The organism is Paraburkholderia ribeironis (assembly GCF_900019265.1).
GTDB classification, from domain to species: Bacteria; Pseudomonadota; Gammaproteobacteria; order Burkholderiales; family Burkholderiaceae; genus Paraburkholderia; species Paraburkholderia ribeironis.
On record NZ_CYGX02000118.1, the window covers coordinates 1 to 19,704 of the forward strand.

The 19,704-nt window shown below is 62.3% G+C and carries 21 protein-coding genes and 1 pseudogene; 13 read left to right on the forward strand and 9 right to left on the reverse strand.

The window, feature by feature from the left end:
- Together BN2475_RS31325 and BN2475_RS31330 are read left to right on the forward strand one after the other, a co-directional pair.
- Nucleotides 1-136, forward strand: a pseudogene (locus BN2475_RS31325) (carbohydrate ABC transporter permease); the annotation flags it as partial.
- 284 nt (nt 137-420) lie between these two features.
- Complete coding sequence (locus tag BN2475_RS31330) at nt 421-1,530, forward strand: ABC transporter ATP-binding protein (RefSeq protein ID WP_094783257.1); 1,110 nt, start codon at nt 421-423, stop codon at nt 1,528-1,530.
- A gap of 101 nt (nt 1,531-1,631) precedes the next feature.
- Here BN2475_RS31330 and BN2475_RS31335 read toward each other — a convergent pair whose 3' ends face one another.
- The 3 genes from BN2475_RS31335 to BN2475_RS31345 all read right to left on the reverse strand — a co-directional run bounded on the left by BN2475_RS31335 (nt 1,632) and on the right by BN2475_RS31345 (nt 4,617).
- Nucleotides 1,632-2,969: an SUMF1/EgtB/PvdO family nonheme iron enzyme gene (locus tag BN2475_RS31335; protein ID WP_094783258.1), complete on the reverse strand. Its 1,338-nt coding sequence runs from the start codon at nt 2,967-2,969 to the stop codon at nt 1,632-1,634.
- A gap of 120 nt (nt 2,970-3,089) precedes the next feature.
- Complete coding sequence (locus BN2475_RS31340; protein ID WP_094783283.1) at nt 3,090-3,746, reverse strand: helix-turn-helix domain-containing protein; 657 nt, start codon at nt 3,744-3,746, stop codon at nt 3,090-3,092.
- Nucleotides 3,747-4,149: 403 nt separating this feature from the next.
- Entirely contained in the window at nt 4,150-4,617 is a 468-nt protein-coding gene (locus BN2475_RS31345) for a universal stress protein (protein WP_094783259.1), read from the reverse strand.
- Between the two features lie 288 nt (nt 4,618-4,905).
- On the opposite strand from BN2475_RS31345, the gene BN2475_RS31350 reads away from it, so the two are divergent.
- The gene (locus BN2475_RS31350) at nt 4,906-5,595 is read left to right on the forward strand and encodes a FadR/GntR family transcriptional regulator (protein WP_094783260.1); all 690 of its coding nucleotides are present in this window, start codon (nt 4,906-4,908) and stop codon (nt 5,593-5,595) included.
- Between the two features lie 156 nt (nt 5,596-5,751).
- On the opposite strand, the gene BN2475_RS31355 is transcribed toward BN2475_RS31350, so the two are convergent.
- Nucleotides 5,752-6,345, reverse strand: coding sequence for an acyl-homoserine-lactone synthase (locus tag BN2475_RS31355; protein ID WP_094783261.1), 594 nt, complete (start codon nt 6,343-6,345; stop codon nt 5,752-5,754).
- 152 nt (nt 6,346-6,497) lie between these two features.
- Here BN2475_RS31355 and BN2475_RS31360 point away from each other — a divergent pair, with 152 nt between their 5' ends.
- On the forward strand, nt 6,498-6,815 hold the full coding sequence (locus BN2475_RS31360; RefSeq protein ID WP_094783262.1) for a helix-turn-helix domain-containing protein: 318 nt from the start codon (nt 6,498-6,500) through the stop codon (nt 6,813-6,815).
- Here BN2475_RS31360 and BN2475_RS31365 read toward each other — a convergent pair.
- Entirely contained in the window at nt 6,799-7,503 is a 705-nt protein-coding gene (locus tag BN2475_RS31365; protein WP_094783263.1) for a helix-turn-helix transcriptional regulator, read from the reverse strand. The genes BN2475_RS31360 and BN2475_RS31365 overlap by 17 nt on opposite strands.
- Before the next feature lie 791 nt (nt 7,504-8,294).
- On the opposite strand from BN2475_RS31365, the gene BN2475_RS31370 reads away from it, so the two are divergent.
- The 5 genes from BN2475_RS31370 to BN2475_RS31390 all read left to right on the forward strand — a co-directional run bounded on the left by BN2475_RS31370 (nt 8,295) and on the right by BN2475_RS31390 (nt 13,637).
- On the forward strand, nt 8,295-9,233 hold the full coding sequence (locus BN2475_RS31370; RefSeq protein ID WP_094783264.1) for an SMP-30/gluconolactonase/LRE family protein: 939 nt from the start codon (nt 8,295-8,297) through the stop codon (nt 9,231-9,233).
- A 272-nt stretch (nt 9,234-9,505) separates the two neighbouring features.
- Nucleotides 9,506-10,675, forward strand: a complete 1,170-nt coding sequence (locus tag BN2475_RS31375) for an extracellular solute-binding protein (protein WP_094783265.1) — start codon at nt 9,506-9,508, stop codon at nt 10,673-10,675.
- Nucleotides 10,676-10,744: 69 nt separating this feature from the next.
- Entirely contained in the window at nt 10,745-11,824 is a 1,080-nt protein-coding gene (locus BN2475_RS31380; protein WP_094783266.1) for an ABC transporter ATP-binding protein, read from the forward strand.
- Nucleotides 11,821-12,708 carry an ABC transporter permease gene (locus BN2475_RS31385; RefSeq protein ID WP_094783267.1) on the forward strand — a complete coding sequence of 296 codons (888 nt, stop codon included), beginning with the start codon at nt 11,821-11,823 and terminating at the stop codon, nt 12,706-12,708. Before BN2475_RS31380 ends, BN2475_RS31385 begins: the two co-directional genes overlap by 4 nt.
- Complete coding sequence (locus BN2475_RS31390) at nt 12,708-13,637, forward strand: ABC transporter permease (RefSeq protein WP_094783268.1); 930 nt, start codon at nt 12,708-12,710, stop codon at nt 13,635-13,637. Before BN2475_RS31385 ends, BN2475_RS31390 begins: the two co-directional genes overlap by 1 nt.
- A 130-nt stretch (nt 13,638-13,767) precedes the next feature.
- Here the strand turns inward: BN2475_RS31390 and BN2475_RS31395 are convergent, their stop codons facing one another.
- Both BN2475_RS31395 and BN2475_RS31400 read right to left on the reverse strand, forming a co-directional pair.
- Nucleotides 13,768-14,373 (reverse strand): short chain dehydrogenase, encoded by a 606-nt coding sequence (locus BN2475_RS31395; RefSeq protein WP_094783269.1) that lies wholly within the window; start codon nt 14,371-14,373, stop codon nt 13,768-13,770.
- 261 nt (nt 14,374-14,634) lie between these two features.
- Nucleotides 14,635-15,087 carry a DUF3005 domain-containing protein gene (locus BN2475_RS31400; protein ID WP_094783284.1) on the reverse strand — a complete coding sequence of 151 codons (453 nt, stop codon included), beginning with the start codon at nt 15,085-15,087 and terminating at the stop codon, nt 14,635-14,637.
- A gap of 312 nt (nt 15,088-15,399) precedes the next feature.
- Between BN2475_RS31400 and BN2475_RS31405 the strand changes: the two genes are divergently transcribed.
- From BN2475_RS31405 to BN2475_RS31415, 3 genes are all read left to right on the forward strand, one after another.
- Nucleotides 15,400-15,633, forward strand: coding sequence for a hypothetical protein (locus BN2475_RS31405; protein ID WP_094783270.1), 234 nt, complete (start codon nt 15,400-15,402; stop codon nt 15,631-15,633).
- A gap of 172 nt (nt 15,634-15,805) precedes the next feature.
- Nucleotides 15,806-16,732 carry a serine O-acetyltransferase EpsC gene (gene epsC, locus BN2475_RS31410; RefSeq protein ID WP_094783271.1) on the forward strand — a complete coding sequence of 309 codons (927 nt, stop codon included), beginning with the start codon at nt 15,806-15,808 and terminating at the stop codon, nt 16,730-16,732.
- A 47-nt stretch (nt 16,733-16,779) separates the two neighbouring features.
- Nucleotides 16,780-17,601, forward strand: a complete 822-nt coding sequence (locus BN2475_RS31415) for an AraC family transcriptional regulator (protein WP_094783272.1) — start codon at nt 16,780-16,782, stop codon at nt 17,599-17,601.
- Between the two features lie 3 nt (nt 17,602-17,604).
- On the opposite strand, the gene BN2475_RS31420 is transcribed toward BN2475_RS31415, so the two are convergent.
- Both BN2475_RS31420 and BN2475_RS31425 read right to left on the reverse strand, forming a co-directional pair.
- Nucleotides 17,605-18,117, reverse strand: coding sequence for a metal-dependent hydrolase (locus tag BN2475_RS31420; protein WP_094783273.1), 513 nt, complete (start codon nt 18,115-18,117; stop codon nt 17,605-17,607).
- Nucleotides 18,118-18,271: 154 nt separating this feature from the next.
- The gene (locus BN2475_RS31425) at nt 18,272-18,739 is read right to left on the reverse strand and encodes a hypothetical protein (protein WP_094783274.1); all 468 of its coding nucleotides are present in this window, start codon (nt 18,737-18,739) and stop codon (nt 18,272-18,274) included.
- 397 nt (nt 18,740-19,136) lie between these two features.
- Here BN2475_RS31425 and BN2475_RS31430 point away from each other — a divergent pair, with 397 nt between their 5' ends.
- Nucleotides 19,137-19,673 (forward strand): hypothetical protein, encoded by a 537-nt coding sequence (locus BN2475_RS31430; RefSeq protein WP_094783275.1) that lies wholly within the window; start codon nt 19,137-19,139, stop codon nt 19,671-19,673.
- Nucleotides 19,674-19,704 lie beyond the last annotated feature (31 nt).

Below are 19,704 nucleotides of genomic sequence, written 5' to 3' on the forward strand. Positions count from 1 at the left end.
GTATTCGAGTCCCGAAGGGCTGTTCTGGGCCAAGCTGTCTGCCGCTTCGCTGCTTGCGGTCGCGCCGATCCTGATCGTCGGCTGGCTGTCGCAGAAGCAACTTGTGCGGGGTCTTACCTTTGGAGCGGTCAAGTGACATGACAGATTAGGGGGCGACGTAAATCTCGCACCGATTTGCGATTGTGACGGCGTGCGTCAGTGACGCTGAGGCTATTGCCGGCGCGACCATCGCGCGTGAGTTATCGGCGCTAAAACGGCGCTGCTGTGGCGCCCCATTGTTATCCCGCTGCTCCGGGCCGCCGGAGCGAAGCAGGCTTTCACTCACACGAAGCAACTCCCTGGTCTCGCTCAGAAGTGGATCAGGGAGATGACATTCACAAGGTCGACGTCAACGACCGATGGACGAAAAGGAGACGTAACATGGCTGGCCTGACATTGCGCAACGTGACCAAGCGTTACGACGAACATGAGGTGATGCGCGACATCAACCTTGACATACAGGACGGAGAATTCGTGGTATTTGTTGGCCCAAGCGGGTGCGGCAAGTCGACGCTCATGCGGATGATCGCTGGCCTCGAAGAGATTAGCGGCGGCGATCTGAAGATCGATGGCGTTCGCGTCAACGACGTTCCACCGGCCAGGCGCGGTATCGCTATGGTGTTTCAGTCGTATGCGCTCTATCCGCATATGTCGCTGTCCGACAACATGGCGTTCGGCCTGAAGTTAGCCGGCACGAAAAAGCCTGAGATCGACAGCGCCGTGCGGAATGCTGCGAAGATCCTCCACATCGATCATCTTCTCGAGCGCAAGCCGAAACAACTGTCGGGCGGCCAGCGCCAGCGCGTGGCGATCGGACGCGCGATCACCCGCAAGCCGAAAGTGTTTCTGTTCGACGAGCCGCTGTCGAACCTCGATGCCGCATTGCGCGTCAAGATGCGACTCGAATTCGCACGTCTGCACGACGAACTCAAGACGACGATGATCTACGTGACGCACGATCAGGTTGAAGCGATGACCCTCGCGGATAAGATCGTCGTGCTGTCAGCTGGGAATGTCGAGCAGGTCGGTACACCCAATGAGTTGTACCATGCGCCGGCGAACCGGTTTGTAGGCGGTTTCATTGGCTCGCCCAAGATGAACTTCCTGGAAGGAACCGTGCATTCGCTCGGTCAGGAAGGTATCGTGATCAGGTACGCGACTGGGCAGATGCAGCTCGCCGCCGTTGAGGCGGGGCACGCGCGAGTGGGCGATAAGGTCTCGATGGGTGTGCGGCCGGAACATCTCCATCTGAGAGCGTCTGCCGAAGGACTGAAAGCGAGGGTCATGGCCGTGGAGTCGCTGGGGGACGCTGCATACCTTTACGCTGAAAGTCCGGTGGCTCCGGATGGCTTGATTGCGCGCATTCCTCCACTCGAACGACATGCCCACGGCAACGATGTCTATCTGACCATCGCACCTGACCATTGTCATGTCTTCGACGTCGATGGCATAGCCTTCAAGAGGGCCGGAGGTCATGCTTTGGCAGCGTGAGTTTGTCGGCCTAAAGCATTTTCTGAACATCTAAAGCATTAGTTGAAAAAAATTGCATCAAGACAGAAGCTGGTATTTGTTTCCAGCTTCCGCTTTATTCGTCATGGCCTCACACACCGAAACCCCGCATACACATACTGATAGTGCGGCTGAAACCAGTTTCGGAAGGCCGGCCGCAACATGCACTGCGCGGTGCGTGCCGAACCGCCTTTGAGCACATAATGTTGCCCATCAAAAAAGTTGGCGGAATAACCGAGGTAAAACGGAAACGCTTCGAAGCCGGGTAGCGCGCCGAAGACCGTCGAGGTCCACTCCCAGCCGTTGCCGAATTGACCTTCCACGCCGAATGCGCTGACGTTGTCGGGATACGCATCGACCGGCTGGGGATCCCAACTGCGAAAATCGAAATTGCCCGACACCGCGTGCTGCGCGCCGTGTGCCGCGCGTTGCCATTGGGCTTCGGTGGGTAAGGCCTTGCCAGCCCAGCGGGCGTAGGCGCTGGCTTCGGCGTGGCTCACGTAAGCCGGCCAGTCGAGCGGTAGCGGCACTTCTGCGAACATGGTGCGCAGCATCCATGCGCGGCCCGGCTCATTCGAGTCGCGGCCTGCAGCATCGCCTGGCTCACGCCGCGACCAGCACGCGGGATGCTCGATGCGCTCGGCTTGCTTCCACGCCCAGTCCTTCTGCGACCACCACTTCGGTTCACGATAACCACCGGCCTCGATGAACTCGCAAAACGCGCCGTTCGTCACCATATGACGATCGATCTCGAAGGCCGGCACGTCGATCTGGATTTCGCCGAACTCGTTGTCCCAACCGAATTGGCCGGCATCGCGCGACATGCCGAGCACAGTCGAGCCGGCCGGCACGCTGACCATCGACGTCAACGCACTCCGGCGCTCCGCATGCGTCACTATGGGCTCGCGCAGTTCGGTGACCTTCTGTGCAAGAGGCAACTGATGAAGCATGTATGCCAGCGTCTCGGCATGCATCAACCGATGCTCGATCGCGACGTTCAGCAATTGCTCGACTGCTTCAGCGTGCGGCCCGTCGCGGCCGAGTCGTGCCGCGTCCGCCAGGCCGTCGAGCGCATGGTCGATCTGTTCGCGTGCACGCGATGCATACGCGTGCACGACATCGAGCGACGGCCAGTCGCCGGGCTGATCGGTCGGAAAGCCGCCGTCGACTGGGTCGATTCCAAAGGCAAATAGCTGGTCGAGATCCGGGGCGAACGCAGGCAGTTCACACACGCGTTGATCGAACAGATTGCGATCGAAAGCTTCCAGATGGCCGATATAAAACACGATCCGGTGGCGTTCACGGATCGGTCGTTCGTAAAGGAATGCGGGTTTGACAATGGCAAACAGCGCGTCGGTGATTTGACGCGCGTCGATCAGACGCTGGACGAGCGGATGATGTGGGGCGGCGTCGCGATTCATTTCGCCAGGTCTCCTTGCGGGGGACGAACTAAAGACTGTACCCGCTCGCAGAAGCCATGCCAAGGCGAAAGCGCGCTAACGGAAGCTGGGCGGGCGCCGGCCAGCTCCCCGAGTTGCGGCTCAGACCTGCCGCAGGCCTTCCAGATCGACGATCCGGATGTGCTTGCCGTGTGTGTCGATCAGACCACGCTTTTGAAATCTTGACAGGGTGCGGCTCACGGTTTCGAGCGTCATGCCGAGGTAGCTGCCCATGTCCTCGCGCGTCATGCGCAGATTGAACTCCGCGGACGAATAGCCCCGCAGCGCATTGCGTTCCGATACGTCGAGCAGGAAGGCTGCGACCCGTTCGTCCGCGGACAGCGAGCCGAGCATCATCATCTGCGCTGCTTCGCGGACGATCTGCGCGCCCAGCAGCTTGTGCATGCGTTCCTGCATCGAGCTGATGTCGCGGCACAGCTGTTTGAGCGCGCTGTACGGAACGATGCAAACCGTGCTGTCTTCGAGAGCGACCGCGCTGCATGCATGCACGTCTTCGCTGATGCCGTCGAGCCCGAGTGCTTCGCCGGCAAGGCGCAGCCCGGTGACTTGCTCGCGGCCGTCACGATGCGTCATGACGGTTTTCATCGAGCCGGAGCGCACGGCGTAAATGCTGTCGAACTGGTCGCCGCTGCGGTACAACGCTTCGCCGCGCTGCAAGGAGCGCGCGGAGCAAATGAGCATCTCGAGTTTCGAGAGTTCGTCGGGCGACAAGCCTTGAGGCATGCAGAGCTGCCGCATCGAACAGCTCGAGCAGCGTGCGGCGGTGCGGGCGGTCGCCCGCACTGCCACAGCCCGGCGGCTGCCGCGCGCCGGCGATAAAGTTGCGGCGCGATCGTCGGCGCCGGCTGAACGGGGAAGAGCGGAAGGAGTACGCATGTTCGGCAGGCGATTATTAGAGTATTGGCGGATTGTCGCACCCGCCACGTTCCCTGTTTGGTGACAAAGTGCCGCGTTTGCTCGGTCGGACATCTTGGGCGACGGCGCGACCGCATGAGTGGATAGATTACGGACAGCTACTCATCTTGTGAACGGTTGAACTGAGTGGGATTGAGTTGGATTGGCCTTGGGTTCAGCGATGATTTGCATTGCGCAGTGCCGGTCCATGCAGAAGATCGCAGCCTCAATGCACACCGATGCTGGATCAGACGGCTTGCTTGTCCTGACCCGCGGCAGCGGGAATCAGCAGCACTGGCAGGCTCGCCTGGCGCACGCAGCGCTCGGCGACGCTGCCGAGAATCAGCCGTTGGAACCCGCGCCGACCGTGCGTGCCCATGACCAGCAGGTCGGCGTTGAAGTCGGCGGCGGCCTTCAGCACCACCTCGGAGACGTCACCGAGCGACGACGCCTCGCTGACGGCGGGTTCGCCCTGCACGCCTTGCTCGGCCATGGCCTTCGCAAATTCTGCGCGCAGACCCTTGCCTTCCTCGATCAGACTGTTGCGCAATATGGAGGGGTCGTAGCCAGGCGCTTCGAAATACATGGGCGTATTTTCGACGACATAGAGCGGCCGCAGAACAGCACCATTGGATTTGGCGAGCGCGAGGGCTGCTTCGAATGCACGGCGCGACGTAGTACTGCCGTCGACCGCTACGAGGATGCGTGTGTACATATCGACTCCACGTCTGAAAAATCCGTATGCCACGACCGTTTTTGACGGCCGGGCTCGTTGGCCTTTTATACCAACGAAGCTTAGACGATTGCTAAAAAGATGCGCTCAACCAAGATGTAAATCAAACACTTGTCAAATTTTTGATGACGCTGTGGCGCCCGGCAAACGTGCGCCGGTAGGCGCTGTCGGCCTTCCGGCGCAATCCAATAAGCATATTCAGCGCGAATACAGGCCGAAGCTGGCCTTACAATCAGGACATATTCAGACAAGCTACTTCAGCCTCCGCTGATGACCGAGCGCAAAACGACGGGCTTGCCCGACAAGATCTACGGCGACATCCTGAATCGCATTCTCGAAGGCGAGTACAAGGAAGGTGAGCGCTTGCCGACCGAGCACGCGCTGGCCGATCGCTTTGCGACGTCGCGCCCGACCGTGCGCGAAGCGCTGGCGCGCTTACGGGCGGACGGCATCATCACGACCCGGCATGGTTCGGGCACGACCGTCGCGCGACGGCCCGACCCCGACGTGCGCCGCTTCGCGCCGCTCGAAACGCTGTCCGATATTCGCCGCTGTTATGAGTTTCGCATCGTGACCGAAGCGGGCGCGGCCGAGCAGGCGGCGCTCAAAGCCGATTCCGACGATATCGACGTGATTCAGCGCGCATGGGACGAACTGGAACGGGTCATCGAAACCCAAGGCATCGGCGCGAGGGATGACTTCATGTTTCACCTGGCGGTGGCGCGCGCATCGAAGAATCCGTTTTTCATCACAGTCATGTCGTTCATCGAAGAACAGATCCTGTTCAGCATGAACTTGTCGCGCAATCTCTCACTCATGAAAACGGTGGAGCGGCAGCGACTCGTCCAGGCCGAGCACATGGCCGTGCTCGATGCAATTCGCCGCAAGGACGCCGCGGCCGCTGGAACGGCGATGCGTATGCATCTGGAAAATGCGCTCGAAAGGATGTTCGGCTCCTGAGCTTCGCTCTGACTCGCTTCGACTCGCTTTGCTTCGCTTCGACTTGCTTCGACTCGCTTCCACTCGTTTCGCGCCGATGCGCCCGCGGGCCGAGGCTGGCGCCACCCGGGGCCACGCGCGGGTCACGCGGGGCCACCGCGCGCCATCACCCGGCGCCTACGCCGCGGCCGCCATCGGCCCAAACAACGCCGTGCGGGTCTTCGGGCTCACCGCGATATCCAGCGCCACCGCCCGCTCGACGCCGATCTGCAGCGGCGGCCCCAGCCGGTTGATCTCGATGCCGGTCTTGCGCAGCAGCCGTTCGATCGGCGTGGTGGTCACCGTGACGTAGCGTGTGATGCCCATCCGGTCCGCGAACGTGACGAGTTCGTGGATGGCCCGCATCGTCAGGTCCGCGAAGCCGAACGACTGTTCCTCGCCGCCGGTTTCGATCGCGAACCGGCTCAACTCCCAGATGTGCCGCCCGACCGGTGCGTCCGCGCCGTGTAGCAATTGCGGGAAGGTGTCCCTCAGCATGTTGGGTCCTTCGGTCGGCAACAGGCGCCAACAGCCGCGCACTTGCCGGTCATGGCTCTGGATCAGCATGTAATGCGGGCCGAGAGCGTCGTAACCGTCGATCTCCATACCCGCGATGGTCGGAATATCCCATCCGAGCCGCCCGTGAAACACCCGGGCCCGCAGGCGATACATCTCATTGATGACCGCGTTGTCAAATTCCTGCCGCATTCCAATCCGGATCGCTGTTTGCATGACGTTCTCCTGAACGTGTTGGGTTACCAATACGCAGGAAAACTTATGCATTCTGAATCTTCACGCCACCTACCTACCTGGATAGGTGTGCATGCTTATCGGGTAACGCAGAATTCGAGACACGTATCCGCACTCAACCGACGAGGCACAAAATGGAATTTCTCGACAATCCCTGGCAGCCGCAAACCGGCCTTCCGACGCGCCCTGCGGAGGTTTCTTCGGGCGTGGATCGGGTACTGATCATCGCTTACCGCAAGAAGAAAAAAGAGAGCCAGCGCCGTTTCTGGGCTCGCTTTGGCGTCACGCAGTCGCGCGGCAGCCGGTTTGAATCGGGGGCCGAAATTCCGGCTCCGGTGTCGATTCTGCTGGGCCTGTACTTCACCAAAACCGTTTCCGACGCCGATCTGGGCCGCGCCGAGCGCGTGCTGTACAGCCGCGATGCGGCTGCGCTGCTCAACCCGGGTCAATAAGCCCCAGCTGCGCCGCAATCACGGCTGCCGCACGCCGCGAATTCACGCCGAATTTCGTCCTGATGTTTTTCATATGGAAGTTCACCACGGCTTCCGAACAGTTCAGGATATGGGATATTTCCCACGTGGATTTGCCGCGTGCGGTCCATTTCAGGCATTCGCGTTCGCGCGGCGTGAGCTTGGGCAACAAGGTCTGAGCATGCGTATTGAGATGCCGCTGGCTGGTATCAATGACCAGATCGCGCAATAACATCATATTCGGCAATGCAACGTCGACATGACGCCAGAAGGCGTCGGTCGGGTTGTGATCGTTAACGAAGCACAGCATGCCGGCTTCCTGATTCGGCCCGTGAATCGGCAGTGTCACGCCGGCGCGCAGACCGTGCGAGCGCGCTTCCTCGTACATTGACTTCTGCTGCGCAGTTTTGAAAATGTCCGGTGACCAGATCAACGGCGTGGCGCGCGTCGCACAGTGCGTGACGACCGGATCGATGTGAACCAGCCCTTGCCTGTCATACGTGTCGCGCCAGGTCGGCGCGTAGGTGCTGCGCACGTACGCATCTTCCAGGCGGATCGTCGGTCGCGGCAGCATCGCGACCAGCAGTTTGTCGAAACCCCACGTCTCGGCGAGGCCCGTGATCGCGCCGAACCATTCCGCTTCGTCGGCGGCGTTGAGTAGCGGGGCCATCTCCTCGATAAAATGTAGCGACAATTTTTACTCTCTCAGGCTCACAAACATCCCGTTGCGGTTAATTGCGGTTTGGCATGCCGTCCGGCTGCTTTTTTGTGTTCACAATCTATCACTAAAAATTATTTCGCAACGCCGGCTGTGTTTTTTGCAAAACGCATCGCAGTCGCAGTTCCGCGAAGATATGCATAAATCGCCGTTTGCGTTTATTTTTTAGCCCGCTCAAGATTTCACGGTTTTTTGAAACACGTCATTTTCCTGCCGCAATCATTTGCCGCGTTTTTCACCGGCAAATGTCGCCGCCAATTCATTTTAATTGGGCGCCCTTAACCGATTGTCGGGCAAAACAGCGCTAATCGTCTGGGCGACTGGAGCTGTCCGTCTTGTGGGTAATGCCCGATGCGCTAACCAAGTCTGTATTGTCATACAAAAATAGTTCGCGATCATCGCGATTCGGGCGATAAATTTGCTACGGCGGTATCAACTATATGTTGTTTGACAACTTGTGAGGCCGATGCTACGTTGGCTGCCCGGCCCGGCCCGGCCCGGCCCGGCCCGGCCCGGCCCGGCCCGGCGCGAGGCTGGCGGCGAGATGGACGAACCCGCGTGCTGCACCAGGCGGCCACGTTCCGTGGATCGCCGACATGGGCCCGATTTTGCCGCTGCCCAGTTCGACGCCGCGCAAACATCATGCGAAGATTGCCGATGCCACGCGAGCCTTGCCTGGCGCTCGAGCGCCAGTTCGCGCAAAGCAAGCCGTCGCCCCATTACCCTGAATCCACCCTGCCAGCATGACCGACCACAGCCGACGCTATCCCGATCCCTCCATCCGCGTATTCGATCCACGCTTCAAGTCGCTGATCCTTGCCTCCGCTTCGGTCGAGTGTCTGTATCAGGGCACGCGTTGGTCGGAAGGCCCGGTCTGGTTCGGCGATGGTCGCTACCTGCTGTGGAGCGACATTCCCAACGACCGCATTTTGCGCTGGGACGAGGCGAGCGGCGCGGTCAGCACGTTCCGGCAGTCGTCGAACAATGCGAATGGCCATACGCGCGATCGCCAGGGGCGCCTTGTCAGTTGCGAGCATCTGACGCGACGCGTGACGCGCACCGAATACGACGGCTCGATCACCGTGCTCGCCGATCGTTATCGCGGCAAGCGTTTCAATTCGCCGAACGACGTGGTCGTGAAATCGGACGGCTCCATCTGGTTCACCGATCCGACCTTCGGTATCGACAGCTTCTACGAGGGCGAGCAGCAGCAGTCGGAACTGACGGCGTGCGTGTATCGCGTCGATGGCCAATCCGGCGAAGTGTCGATGGTCGCCGGTGATGTGCTCGGTCCCAACGGCCTCGCGTTTTCGCCGGACGAGTCAGTGTTGTACATCGTCGAGTCGCGCGGCGAGCCGCGCAAGATTCGCGCGTTCGATGTCGGCGGCGATGGCGCCACGCTGTCGAACAACCGGGTGCTGATCGATGCGGGCGCGGGCACGCCGGACGGCTTCCGTGTCGATGTCCACGGCAATCTGTGGTGCGGCTGGGGCATGGGCACCGACGAGCTCGACGGCGTGCGCGTCTTCACGCCGCAAGGCGAAGCACTCGGTCATATTGCGCTGCCCGAGCGCTGCGCAAACGTGTGCTTCGGCGGACGTCATCGCAACCGGCTGTTCATGGCGGCGAGCCACGGGCTATACGCGCTGTATGTGAACACGCAGGGCGTGCAAGGCGGCTGATCGCAAATAGCACGACGTCCGCGGCGCTTGCCCGGCAACATCGGGTCCGGCCTCGTCATGGGCTCCGGGTTTGCCCCTGGACAGGTCGCGCAAACTGTTGAGCCACAAGGATTCAGCGTCAGGAATGGGCCGTTTCGTGTGCCGCGTGGCGCCACGAGCATTTGCTTGACATTGGCTGTTCGGCTTCGCTATGTTCCGTTGGTAGAGAGACGAGACACCGCCCGCGGCGCGACTGACGGGCGGACTTCCATACCAAGAAGCGAGGAGACGCAATGACTGTTTCAGGCAGGTTGTCGCTCAAGCTGGTGTCTGTATGTCTCGCGGCGAGTGCCGCTTTCGCATCCGTCGCGCACGCGGCCGATCCCATTACCATCAATATCGTCGACGTGGCCGGCGATCTTCAACTCACACAAAAGGGCTTCGAGGCCTTCAAGGCGAAGTATCCGAACCTCGTCGCCAACCTCACGTTCACGAACGCCCCCGCGCCGCAGTTGCCCGGCAAGATCAAGGCGATGCAGGCGGCGGGCCGCTCCGACATCGATCTCGTACTGACTGGCACCGACGCGCTGGCCGCCGGTATCGAACAGAATCTGTGGATCAAACTGCTGCCCGACAATGCGGCACAGTTCCCTGGCGTGCTCGACAAATACGCACCGGGTCCGCGCAAGATGCAGGATCTCGCGCAAGGCTACGGCCTCGAGGTTGCATATATGCCGGCCGGTCCGCTGCTCGAATACAACCCCGCCAAAGTCAGCGATCCGCCGAAGACGCCCGAGCAGTTGTTGCAATGGTGCAAGGCGCATCCTGACAAGCTGATCTATGCGCGGCCGGCCAACTCCGGTCCGGGCCGCACGTTCCTGATGGGCTTGCCGTACGTGCTCGGCGACAAGGACCCGCAGGACCCGATTCACGGCTGGGACAAGACGTGGGCCTACCTCAAGCAGTTGAACGATTGCATTCCTTACTATCCAGGCGGCACGTCGGCGGTGATGAAGGAGCTCGGTGAAGGCACGCGCGACATGACCGTGACGGTCACCGGCTGGGATATCAATCCGCGCGCACTCGGCATCGTGCCGGCTGAATTTCGCGTGCAGGCGCTCGACAACATGACGTGGGTGAACGACGCGCACTACATGGTGATTCCGAAGGGCGTGCCGAAGGAAAAGCTCGACGTGCTCTACAAGATGATGAACTTCATGCTGGAGCCGGCGCAGCAGGCCATGACCTATGACGACGGCTATTTCTATCCGGGTCCGGCGATCAAGGGCATCAGTGTCGAGCAGGCGCCCGCGCACAGCCAGGAGGTGCTGACGAAATACGGCCGCCCCGAATACGCGAAGTTGCTCGCCGATCGTCCGCATGTGTTGCCGCTGAATGCGGCCGCGATGGTCGCGGCCTTCAGGAAGTGGGACACCGACGTCGGCGCACAGAAGACCAAATAAGCCGCGTATTCGATGAGGGCAGGCCGTCGCGATTGACGCGCGACTTGCCGCGCGTATCAGGAAACCGACATGAAGCATCACTTTGAGCAGTTGCGGCTCGACTCGGTGAGCCGCAGTTTCACGAATGCGCAAGGCCAGCCGATCGCGGCGCTGCAAGAACTCGATCTGACGATCCAGCGTGGCGAGTTCATCGCGTTGCTGGGGCCGTCCGGTTGTGGCAAATCGACGGCGCTCAATTGCATTGCCGGCTTGCAGCCATTGAGCGGCGGCGGTATCTGGCTCGACGAGCAACGCATCGACGTGCTGCCGCCGGAAAAGCGCGGCTTTGGCATGGTGTTCCAGAACTACGCGCTGTTTCCGCATATGAGCGTGCTCGACAACGTCGGCTTCGGCCTGAAGATGCGCGGCGTCGGCAAGAGCGAGGCGATGCGCCGCGCCCGCGAAGCGCTGCAACTCGTGCAACTGGTCGGTCACGAACACAAGCTGCCCGGCCAGTTGTCCGGCGGACAGCAGCAACGTGTGGCGATTGCGCGTGCGATCGTGATCGAGCCGCCGCTGATTCTGATGGACGAACCGCTGTCGAACCTGGATACGAAACTGCGCATCGAAATGCGCGCTGAAATTCGCCGCATTCATAGTCAGCTCGAACGCGCGACGCTGTACGTGACGCACGATCAGGACGAAGCGCTGTCGATGGCGGACCGTATCGTCGTGATGAGAGAGGGCGTGGTGCAGCAGGTCGCCACGCCGAAAGAAGTCTATACGCGGCCGCATAATCTGCACGTCGCGCGGTTCATGGGCTATCGGAACGTGGCGGACTTCACGCTCGAAGGCACGCAAGGCGATGGCGTGGCGGTCAGCACGAACGGCGTGCGTCTGATCGGCACGCCGATGGCCGGCTTCGACAGCAAACGCGTGAGCGTCGCGCTGCGTCCCGAGGACATGGAGCGCGCCGCGCCCGGCGCGGACAACGCGTTCGACGCGCTCGTGAGCGCCGTCGAATACGGCGGCCGCGATTCGCTGCTGCTCGCGAAGACCGCGTTCGGCGACATATGGGCGCGCATCGGCGGAGAGTTCGTCGAGGGCGAGCGTATCAGTCTGCGCGTGCCGCCATCCCGCGTGCTGGTGTACGACGCAGAGGCCGCATGAACACGTCTACGCTCTCGCCGCCGCTGGCTCCGCGCGCACCGCGCGACGCCAAGGCATGGCTGCTCGCGCCGGCGTTGCTGTTCATCGCCGCATCGTTCATCTATCCGTTCGCGTACGGTCTCGCGTTGTCGTTCCGACCGATGAACGGCGGCGGCCTGTGGGCCAACTATCTGACGTTCTTCACCGATACGTCGATGTGGCCGACGATTCTCGTCACCCTCAAGCTCGCGGTCCCCGCGACCTTGATCAACGTCGGCGTATCCGTGCCGGTGGCATTCGCGCTGCGCCGCTACTCGCGTTACCAGAAGTTCGTCACGACCCTGCTGGTGATTCCGGTGACGCTCGGCACCGTGCTGATCGCCGACGGCATGCTCACCTACTTCGGCCCGCACGGCTGGTTTCCGCAAGCATTGCAGGGCTTGCATCTGTACACGCACGAAGTGCGCCTCACGCATAACTTCTGGGGCGTGCTGATCTCGCTGATCGTGTCGGGCTTTCCGTTCGCGTTTCTGCTGACGCTGTCGTACGTGACCGGCATCGACCCGACGCTCGCGAGCGCGGCGGCGACGCTCGGCGCGAGTCCATGGCAGCAGTTTCTGCGCATCTATCTGCCGCTGCTGGCGCCGGGACTGACGATGGCGGCGTGCCTGTCGTTCGTGCAGGCGTTCTCGGTGTTTCCGTCCGCGGTGCTGCTCGGCGCGCCCGCTGGTCCGACGCGTGTGATGTCGATCGCCGCGGCCGAAGCCGCGTTCGAAAGCTACGACTATTCACTGGCGTCCGCGATCGCGATGGTGATGGGCTTCGTGCAGTTGCTGGTGGTCGCCGCGCTGCTCGGCGCGCGCCGCTTCTTCTACAGCGGTCCGGCAACCGGAGGCAAAGGCTGATGACGACCGATCGTCGTGCGGCGCAGCCTTCATGGGCCGCATCCGCCTCGAAAGACCAGCGCGACGGCGCGGGTGAACCCGCGCAGCGCGCGAGGCAGCGCGCCAGCTTGCCGGGCCGTGTGTGGCGGGTGCTGGTGTGGGGCGTGATGGTGTTTTTCCTGCTCAACGTCGTGCTGCTGATTGCCACCGTGGCGGTCAATTCGGTGGCGACGCGCTGGTTCGGCACCTTGTTGCCGCAAGGCTTCACGCTGCACTGGTACGCTCAGGCGTGGAGCGACTTCCAGCTGGCGAGCGTGTTGTGGGTGACTGTCGAAGTGGTCGGCGCGGTCGTGCTGCTGTCGGTATTGCTGGGGGTGCCGGCCGCGTATGCGCTGGCGCGCGTGCAATTTCCAGGCAAGCGCATCGTGATGCTGATCTTCCTGTTGCCGCTGATGGTGCCGCCCGTCACGTACGGTATTCCGATGGCGACCGTGATGTACAAGGTGGGCCTCGCCGGCACGCTCGTCGGCGTGATCCTCGCGAACCTCGTGCCCGCACTGCCATTCGTGATTCTGGTCATGACGCCGTTCATCGAGCAGATCGACCCTAATCTCGAAGCGGCGGCGCGCATTTTCGGCGCCAACACCTTCCGCTATTTCCGCTACGTGCTGCTGCCGCTGCTCGTGCCCGGCATGCTCGCGGCCGCACTGCTGGTGCTGGTGCGCACGATCGGCATGTTCGAACTGACGTTCTTCACTGCAGGCCCCGCGACGCAAACGCTCGTGGTCGCGTTGTACTACGCTGTATTTTCAACCGGCGTGCGGGCCCCGCAATCGATCGACGCGATGGCGATGATCTACATGGCGATCACGCTGATCTGGGTGCTGATCGCGCTGCAATTCGTGAGTCCGACGCAGATCGTCTCGCGCGTGAAGGAGCAGAAGCGCTGAGCACGTCCGACGCCGTACGTGAAGCAGGCGTTGACGAATAGCAGCGGCGCCGGTGCAGCGCAGGCGCGCATCGCACGCGTCGCGAGCGCGTGGCGCTGCGCTGCGGCGTGCGATGCCCACCCGCGACTCGTCAATATCCCACGCGATACACCCGCCCGGTCTGTGCACCTTCGACGCTGCGTACGTAGGCGAGCGCTGCGCGTTGCGCGGGCACCGGCTCGAAGCCGCGGAAGTAGGGCGCATAAGCGTCCATCGCTTCGGTCAGCACCGTCGGACTCACCACGTTGATGCGGATACCGCGAGGCAATTCGATCGCTGCGCCGCGCACGAAACCTTCGAGCGCCATGTTGACGGTGGTCGCGTTTGCGCCCAGCCGGATCGGCTCGTCGCCGATGATGCCGCTCGTCAGCGTGAACGAGCCGCCGTCGTTCACGTATTGCTGCGCGGTCAGCACGACATTGATCTGGCCCATCAGCTTGTCGCGCAGACCGACCCAGAACTGTTCGACGGTCATCTCGGGGAGCGGGCCGAAATGCACCTTGCCGATCGCGGTAACGACGCCATCCACGTGGCCGATCTCGCCAAAGAGCCGCTCGATGCTCGCCGGGTCCGTGCTGTCGACACGATACTGGCCGCGCGTCGCACCCACTTCGATCACCTCATGGCGCGCCTGCAATTGCGCGCTGACGGCTTGGCCCAGCGTGCCGGTTGCGCCGATCACGACGATTTTTTTCATCCGATGCTCCGTTTAGTGTGAGTTAAGGTGCCGCCGATTGTGTCGATGTTCGGCCCGTCGAAAAAGCCGCTGCGGCGCCGAGGTCTTGCAACCCGGAGTTTCCAATCCACGCGAAATAAGTGACGCGCAGTCAGGCGCGCACCATTATTTAAACGATGCGCGCGCTGATATTCAACGATTAACAGGAATGGAGGCCGAATTTCAAACTCAACCGCAAAACTCGACACAAACCACAAACGCAAACGTATGCGGCGCGTGAATTTACTTCACCCGATGTAATTCGATCACGCGCGTCGGCCGCATATGATTCAGCGCGTAATGGATGCGGCCGCGATCTCTGCGGCTTCTCACCGGCCGCGAGTCGTCGAACTGATGGTCCGCCGACTCCAGGCCTTGCGGTTCGGCCATGCCCTTGTCGATCACCATATAGCCGGGTTCGAGGGCGAGCAGCAGGTGATTGCCGCCAATCCGGCTGTCGAAGCCGGCCATGCCGTCGAGCGCTTCAGGCACGCTGTTGACGAGTGTCGCGTTGCTGGTGATGATCTCGTCGGCCGCGATCGGGCTGAGGCCCGCGATGCGCGCGGCTTCGAAGTTCTTGCCGTCGGTGTCGACCGTGCTGTCGTGCGTGCGGTCGTTATGCAACTCCGCCGTGCTCCGGTCGTGGGTTTCCGGTTGCAGGTTGGCGTGGGTTGACTTGTCGATATTGCTGTTCATCATGCGTTCTCCTTCGAAGAGGACATGGGTGAAATACTGCATAACCCATTCCGCCTGGCACGACGCCCGGTGCGCGTGACTTACAAGGCGCTCAGGGCGCCATGTATGTGAAGGCGTTTCACCTGGCGATTGCGTCTTCGATTCTTTTCGTTTTTTTTAATGGACGCGTATTCTCTACAGAGTATCATCTTACTCCGACGAGCAATGCACGGTTAAATTGATGAGATGGCCCGACTATTCCATTACGGTCGGAAAACAACAAACGTCCGCGCGGCTCAAAACATTTTACGGGTGCGTCAGGGCGGGTGACACATGCATTTCGATGCTGCATTCACACATCGCGGCTATTTGTTGAATTGCGCGCCGGCGCGTGCGGTAGATGGCTCCTGGCAACCTTATGTGGTCATCTCGCGCTCGAGCGACGGCGAACTGGTCGCTAACCGTTTTTTCCCCACCGACTTGCGCTTCCTCGACGAAGGCGCCGCCATCGCCCACGCGCGTGACTGGGCCGTGCGCTGGATCGACGCGAGCAGCGTGACCATCTGAACCGGGCGGGCATGCGGCGCAGCGCGAGCGCATGCGAGCCGCGTGCCAGTCGTGCGCCACTCATGTGCCAGTTGTGTGCCGGCTGCGCCGTGCTGCGCTGGCCGCGGCAAAACGCGGTAATCTCTCGGCATCATCACTTTGAACCGTGCTCGCCGCGCGGCGCAGTCCTTCCATGCCTAACGTGCCTGCTCAAAACTGGGGTCTCGAACAGATCGTCGCGGACCTGCGCGCGTCGCGTGAAACTTTGCATCGCACGCGGCATCCGCTTGGCATTCGCGAGTTGCCGTCGCGCGAAGCTGTGATCAACATCGTGGCCGGCCTGCGTGCGGCGATGTTTCCCACGCATTACGGCGCTCCCGATCTGACTGACGAAACCGTCGACTACTACGTCGGCCATACGCTCGAGAGCACCTTGCGGGTGCTTGCCGAACAGATCCGCCGCGCGTTGCGGTTTCTGCCCGAGCAGGCCGACACGCCCGACGACGTATTGAAGGCGCGCGCATTCGACGTCGCACGCGAATTCGCCACACAGTTACCGGGTATTCGCGCGCTGCTGGTCAGCGACATTCAAGCCGCCTACACGGGCGATCCGGCGGCGCAGCACATCACCGAAATCCTGCTCTGCTATCCGGGCGTGTGGGCGATGACGCACCACCGGCTCGCGCATGCGCTGCACCGGCTCGGCGTGCCGCTGCTGGCACGCTTCATCAACGAGATCGCGCACTCGGCGACCGGCATCGACATCCACCCGGGCGCGACCATCGGGCCGAGCTTCTTTATCGACCACGGCACGGGCGTGGTGATCGGCGAAACCGCGATCATCGGCGAGCGCGTGCGCCTGTATCAGGCGGTGACGCTCGGCGCGAAGAGCTTCGCCGCGGATATCGACGGCGCGCTGATCAAGGGCAACGCGCGTCATCCGATCGTCGAGGACGACGTCGTGATCTATGCCGGCGCGACGATACTTGGGCGCGTGACGATCGGACGGGGTTCGGTGATTGGCGGCAACGTGTGGCTCACGCATAGCGTGCCGCCGGGCAGCAGCGTATCGCAAGGCAAGGTGCGCGAAGGCGAGCGTACCGACGACGGGCGACGTTGATGCGCGGCGTGCCTCGTCCTTCGCCGTCGCACCGCTGAGCGCGAGCCATGCGAGGCGGCCGGGTCCAGATGCGTCGCTGCGCGATTGCCGGCGTCGAAGCGACGGTTGCCGACACCGCGCATACGTTTGCGCGCCATTCGCATGACTGCTTCGGTGTCGGCGTGATCGTCAGTGGCGGGCATCGGTCGGCGAGCGGCCGCGGCGTCGTCGAAGCGCGCATGAACGACGCGATCATGGTCAACCCGGGCGAAGTCCACGACGGCAGTCCACTCGACGAACGCGGCCGCGCGTGGCGCATGCTGTATTTCGAGCCGTCGTTGCTGACCGATGTCGGCGCGGAACTGAGCGGCCTCGCGCCGCGCGACATTGAACTCGCGCAACCGGTGGCGCACGATCCTCGCTTGAACTACGCGTTCGAGCGGTTGTTCGCGGTGTCGGTCGAAGCGCGCTGCGTGGCCGACGAACTGGTGAGGGAAGAGGCCTTGCTCGGGCTGCTCGGGCATCTGGTCCGTGCCCACGCGGCGCGGCCGGCGCTTTCGCGGGCCACGCAGTCGATGGGCCCGATCGCGCGAGCGAAAGCGCGCATCGACGACGATCCAGCAGCCGCGCTCACACTGACCGATCTCGCCGCCGATACCGGTATGAGCCGTTTCCAGTTGCTGCGCGGTTTCGCGCAGCAAACAGGGTTGCCGCCACACGCGTACCGGATGCAGCGGCGCGTGGCGCTCGCGAGGCAGTGGATCGCGGCCGGCGCCACGCTGGCCGATGCAGCTGCCGCGGCGGGCTTTGCCGATCAGAGTCACATGACGCGGGCCTTTGTGCGCCTGCTCGGCGTGACGCCCGCCAACTATGCGGCGGCGATGCGCTGACGCTTATCCCACGTGCAGATGCCGCAGCAAGGACAGCTCATGCACGCCATGCAACCAGACGTGCTCGCCGATCAGCCAGGCCGCAACCCATGACGCCGCTACCACGATCAGGTCGCAGTGTCCGCTGTTCCAGAGATTCAACGAATGCCGCCCGGCAATCCAGGGTACGCCTAGCGGATTCGGCCAATCGGCGAGCAGGTGCATCAGTCCGCCACATGCGAAGCCGAATGCCGGCGCGGCGTAGATCGAATGACCGAGCCCGTGATAGGCGAACGCGAGCAACGCCAGCCAGCCGATTCCCCAATGCGTGAGCGTGCGATGCGTGATCCACAGACGCCGCGTGCGCGACCACCACGCGAGCTCGAGCCAGTCCGGCGCGGTACTGCCTGCCACACCGGCGATGAAGCTCAACACCACACCGGGATGAAGCAAGCCGGCGCCAGTGCGTGCGACGATGGCCGCCGCGATAACGCCTGCTGCGAAACCGGTCGCGTGATGTGCGTTGCTGGATGCCATTGAAACTCACGGCGCGGTGCGCCGCGTGAAAGACGAAGGGCCGCTATGTTCGCAGATGAGCCGATAAAAAAATAGCCGATGCACGAGATAAAAATTTCGCGCATCGGTATGGCGATCGGCACGCCAACCTGCACACAAACGCGTGAGCCGTTCGTCAGGTCGCGCAGCGTGCGATGTCGAAGCGCAGTTCCGCTTCCGGCGGATCGTCCGGCGCATTGGCGGGGTGCATCACCTTGATGACCGAGCCGGCGTTGAGCGGCGTCAGCGTGACGAAGTAAGAGTTGTTCGAATCCGCGCCGACGGCCAGTTCCGTCGCGGCGCCGACGTGCGATACACGCACGCGCGGCAAACGTCCTTCGAGGCAATCGGCGATGTAGGCGGGGGCGCGTTGCGACGATACGTACATCATCGGCTGCGATGCATCGCGGGCGGGGCCGCTGGAAGAACCGCAGGCAGCGAGACTTGCCATCACGGCAACAACGGGTGTTAGCAGGAGGAGTTTTTTCATGGTCCGATCGTCGACGTCCCCGGTGGTGCACGGGAACTTGGGGCGCGGGCGAAGCGCAACGCGATTCAGCGCGACGTCTTGCTTCGCGATGAGGGCGCCGTGCAGCAGTGCCATCAAGGCGGGTGCTGCGGCAACCGGACTCAGTATACCCACCGCGTGCAGGCGACGTCACTAGCTGCGGGAATGGCTCGCGATCGCGAACGCTAGTGCATGCCCGGCGCCAACTGTGCGCAGCAGGCCAGGCCGCGATCGCCGCGTTACTGAAGCCGTACAGACCGCGAACTTCGAACCGGCGCAATTCGCGCTGAAGTACTTCACGGCATTCCTGATTGAGAACGAGTCGGCCAGACGGTCGCCGTTCCCGGGCAGATAGAGAAATGGAGTATTTCGATTCGCAATCGGCTCATCGCGGCTTGTCCGTTCGTCAGAGGAGCGCGGGCGGCACAGGCGGGACGGGTAGAATTACGCGCTTGATCTGTACTTCCGCCCCGCGAACGTGAGTGAACCTGCAATGACCGATACACCCCTTCCATCGTCCGATACCGCTGCCGATTTCACGACGGAAGGCTCGTCCGAACCGGGCGAACGCGTGCACGAAGAGCGTCTGTGGCGCGACGACGGCTGGACTGCGCGCGTCATCAAGAACGAAGACGACGAAGGCTGGGCTGTCGAAATGATCAAGGACGGCGAAGCGGAACCCGCGCTCGTCGGACCGTGGACGATGGGCCGCAACAAGAAAGATCCGAAGCCGCTCGACACGTCGGCGTTCAACACGCTGGTGAAGACCGCGTCCGAAGTGCTGCGTCGACACGAGCAGCAACTACGCGCGCAATTGCATAAAGAAGTGCGGGTAGCGAGCGCGGATGGTAACGACGAACTCGACATCACACTGGACATCGTCCCCGACGAAGACGAACCCTACGCGCTGCTGACTGCGCTCGACATCTTCGGCGAACAGCTCGCGCAAGTGCAGGTCGCGCCCAGCTTCAAGTTGAACAAGGCGAGCGCGGCCGCATGGGTCGAAAACGAATTTCGCCGGCCGGGATAGTGGTTGTGCGGCTTGCGCGGATCGCGCCGGT